Source organism: Mesorhizobium sp. M2E.F.Ca.ET.209.01.1.1, from assembly GCF_004010375.2.
Lineage (GTDB): Bacteria > Pseudomonadota > Alphaproteobacteria > Rhizobiales > Rhizobiaceae > Mesorhizobium.
In genome coordinates this window covers 1-1,047 of sequence record NZ_SADP02000059.1, presented here as the reverse complement: position 1 = coordinate 1,047, position 1,047 = coordinate 1, and the positions used below count along the sequence as shown (strand labels likewise).

Here is a 1,047-nt window from a genome sequence, read left to right as displayed (position 1 = left end):
GCTAGCTGTGGAGCCTCAACAGGTTGTCCTCGGTTAGAGCGAGGCGACTGATAGGTGTTTTGGACTTTAGGCTCCCGTGGGGACGGTGCCAATTGTATCTGTGCAGCCAGACCGGCAACTCTGCGGCGCGGTGATCTGAAGTCGGATAAGCGATGGCATAAGCCCATTCGCGCAGTGCTGTCTGGATGAAGCGCTCGGCCTTGCCATTGGTCTTGGGTGTATAGGGTCTTGTCCTGACGTGCTTGAGGCCGAGATCGCGGCAGGCCTTGGCGAAGGCCTTTGATCTGTAGCAGGAGCCGTTGTCGGTCATGACGCGGGCTATCGTGACGCCGAGGCTGGCGTAGTAGGCCACCGCCGCCTTGAGGAAGGCGATGGCGCTTTCTTTTTTCTCGTCGGGCAGGATCTGCGAGAAGGCGATGCGGGAGGCGTCGTCGATGCAGACATGGACGAACTCCCAACTGCTGCCGCGCGAGCTGGCATTGCCGGTGCGCTTGCCGGTAATGCGATGACCGATGCGCTCGAAACGACCGAGCTTCTTGATATCGATATGGATCATCTCGCCAGGATGCTCGCGCTCGTAGCGTCGGATCGGCTCGGCCGGTTCGATATCCCGCAACCGCGACAGTCCGGCACGCTTGAGAACCCGGCTAACGGTGGCGGGCGAGACGCCGACCTCATGGGCGATGTGCTTGCCGGTCCAACGTTGCCGCCGCAGCGCCATGATGCGCTCGGCGATCAACGCAGCGGTGGCCTGCGGCATATGGGCGGGCCGCGAGGAACGGTCGATCATGCCGGCCCGCCCTTCGGACTTGTAGCGCTCGACCCAGCGCGCCACGATCTTGGCCGACACGCCGTAGACACGCGCCGCATGGGCTTTGGAGAAAGCGCCTTCTATCACCGACAGCGCCATCTCCTCTCGACGCAGCGGTGTGAGACGGGCATTCTTATGGATGTTCATTCGGATCCTCCGATGGATGCTGAAGCGTGGTAACTCCAGTCTCCTCGGTCCGGTCCGAATGGACAACCTCCCGAAAGCTCACAGCTAGC

General features: G+C 61.9%; 1 protein-coding gene. It reads right to left on the bottom strand.

Annotated elements, in window-relative coordinates; genetic code table 11:
• Position 1 precedes the first annotated feature (1 nt).
• Positions 2–958 (bottom strand): IS481 family transposase, encoded by a 957-nt coding sequence (locus EN852_RS34525; RefSeq protein WP_126063820.1) that lies wholly within the window; start codon positions 956–958, stop codon positions 2–4.
• Between the last annotated feature and the right edge of the window lie 89 nt (positions 959–1,047).

Bases quoted from the DNA above. Each gene is read 5' to 3' on its own strand.
- EN852_RS34525 (WP_126063820.1), bottom strand. From the start codon at position 958: ATGAACATCCATAAGAATGCCCGTCTCACACCGCTGCGTCGAGAGGAG.